Consider the following 2,500-nt stretch of genomic DNA (forward strand, 5'->3'; position numbering starts at 1 on the left):
TACTCTTATTCCCTGACGAGTCAGTTGCATAGACATATAGCTTCGCTTTTCGTTTTTGCTTAGAAATCTTTATTTTAAACTTACCGTGAGAGTCCGCTTTACCTGAAGCAATGCATTGACAACCTCTTTTTACTTGTATCTTTGCATATGGTTCCGTTTTCCCCGTTATATATCTCGAACTTGTAGTCACCTTACTAACAGAAGGTGCACTTGGCGGGGTGATATCCTTTACCTTTACCGTAGTTGTTTTACTTTTATTCCCTGACGAATCAATTGCATAGACGTACAGATTTGTTTTTTGCTTTTGCTGGGTAATTTTTATTTTAAACTTACCCTGGGCGTCAGCTTTACCAGAAGCTAAAGTTTTACTACCTTTTTTGATATAAAGCTTTGCATAGGCTTCGGTCTTCCCAGTTACATAGGTTGACTTTGAAGTTAGTTGATTAACAAAAGGTGCTCCTGGCGGGGTGACATCCTTTACTTTTATCGTGGTAGCCTGGCTTTCATTACCAGTACGGTCTTTTGCCGTAATATTTACATACGTTCCCCCTCTTAATTTTCCGATGGAAAATTTAAAAGATCCATTCTTATCAACAGTACCTAAATAATATTTATAATCATTATATTTATCGTTCGCTTTTAAGTAAATGATCGAATAGGGCTCAGCCGTACCAGATAGTGTTGTGCTTTGATCCGTTAGCGGGTGGTTCACTTTTGGTGCTGCTGGCGGGATGATATCTTTTTCAATTAATTGTAATGTATAGCGATCAAACCTTATAGATCCTATACTTAAAGGTTTGACTTGAATGTAATAGGTACCTGCTTTTACTTTTACATCCATCAAATTGGTTAGTGTAATAGTGTCGCCTTCTTCTGTATTGACCGACTGGTTAACCGAAGAATCCAAACTAAAGAACTTTACAGAATATGTAGATGCAGCTCTAGTGGTTAATAGAGTTAGCGTCGTGTCTTTCGGGATATTAATTTGATAAAAATCATCGTCGTGATAACCGCTAATTGTCGCCATGATTGGCGTATTTAGACTAATGTTATTAGCCGTATCAACGGTGTTGTTTATTTCCTGTTCACTAGTAGAGCTTTCGGTGTAGCCCACCTTTAATGTGTAAGGTTTATTCACCAATTCCGTATTACTAAAAAAAGAGATTTTTACATAATAAGTCCCCGGGGCCAGACCGATGTCAATCATCGTGACGAGATCATTCGAATCCATGAATTTGGTATTCCATGATTCGATTATGGTTCCATTACTCGATAGTAGAGAAACCTTATGCCGCGTGATTTGATTGACGCTTAAATCGATTTTGACCTTTCCTGGAGACGCCAAATCGAATCGGTAATAATCTTCATCATAAGCACCGTCGATCGTACCAATTACTTCTGCAACCGGATCTGACTTTAAATCCAATAGGTTAGCTGTACTTAATGTACCATTACCTTCCGTCTCATTAGTGGTTGTTTCAGCACTTACTTTCTTTTGTCCTGTAAGCGTGATCGAAAATGTTAAGAGAAAGATAATAAGTAAGGCTACAAACTTTCTCATCCAATCCCCCCTTAAAAGAGAATTTTTTTTATTTTATTTTAACATAGATTCATAGGGATCTTTTGTTATTTTCCAAAATTTAGTTTACAAAATCACAAAGATACCAATCTTTATAGTAATAGTGGGTTTATTTGCGAAACATGAAAAAAGATAGATTAATAGATCTTTAGGATTTGGATTTCATAGGAAAAATTCTCCTGTAAAGTTTGAACTTTCTGGTATAATTTTATTTAAAGAATACAATTTTGTAGATAGTAAGGGGAGTTGAATTTGGAAGGTTTTTTGGGTGTAGCTTTAAATATAATCATCACCGTTTATTTAGTTATTGATTCTCGTAAGCATGGTAAAAGTCCTATCCTTTGGGGAATTCTCGGTTTCTTCATTGGCCCCCTTGTTTTGGGCATTTATTTAATAAGGACCAATCGAAAGGTCATCGGTTGGATAGTCACGATTCTTAGCATAATAGGTTATATATTCTTAATCCTTATTATCGTGTTATTCACGGCGCTTTTTTTCGGTGGCGGATTTTCTTAAAATAAAAATGGAAGCTGAACGCTCTAGGCACCCTCTACCGTTCAGGATGTTATTCTTTGATGTGAACGTGAACCACCCACAATGCGTAGGGTGGTTTTTTTTCCGGATATGGCCATGAACCTGGGTGTGACAGTCACTAATTTCCAATTATGATCCATCAAATGTCGTAAGTTTTAAAAAATTGGTAGTAAATTTACGCGAATATGTTGTAAGTCCCTAAAATTATGTAATAAGCTTTCATAAATATGTAGTAAGTTTCAAAAACGATGTAATAACTATCTACAAATCGCTCCAGACTCAACTTTTATTTGCCAAAATAAAAAACCACCACTAAAAAGTAGTTACTTTTTTAATGGTGGATATTTTTAAATGACTGTCGTATGTATTTAAAAAATGGCTCCGCAG

At 35.8% G+C, this 2,500-nt stretch carries 2 protein-coding genes and 1 tRNA gene (1 of these 3 cut by a window edge); 1 reads left to right on the top strand and 2 read right to left on the bottom strand.

Features of this window, described 5'->3' with window-relative positions; genetic code table 11:
• Positions 1–1,561 (bottom strand): Ig-like domain-containing protein (locus tag V7137_RS08415; protein WP_335697674.1); only part of this gene is annotated, 1,561 nt, incomplete at its 3' end.
• Between the two features lie 270 nt (positions 1,562–1,831).
• Between V7137_RS08415 and V7137_RS08420 the strand changes: the two genes are divergently transcribed.
• Positions 1,832–2,095, top strand: a complete 264-nt coding sequence (locus V7137_RS08420; protein ID WP_335697675.1) for a hypothetical protein — start codon at positions 1,832–1,834, stop codon at positions 2,093–2,095.
• A 394-nt stretch (positions 2,096–2,489) separates the two neighbouring features.
• On the opposite strand, the gene V7137_RS08425 is transcribed toward V7137_RS08420, so the two are convergent.
• Positions 2,490–2,500 (bottom strand) — tRNA-Asn (locus tag V7137_RS08425) (it continues 64 nt past the right edge of the window).

The organism is Neobacillus drentensis (assembly GCF_036962765.1).
GTDB lineage: Bacteria > Bacillota > Bacilli > Bacillales > Cytobacillaceae > Neobacillus > Neobacillus drentensis_C.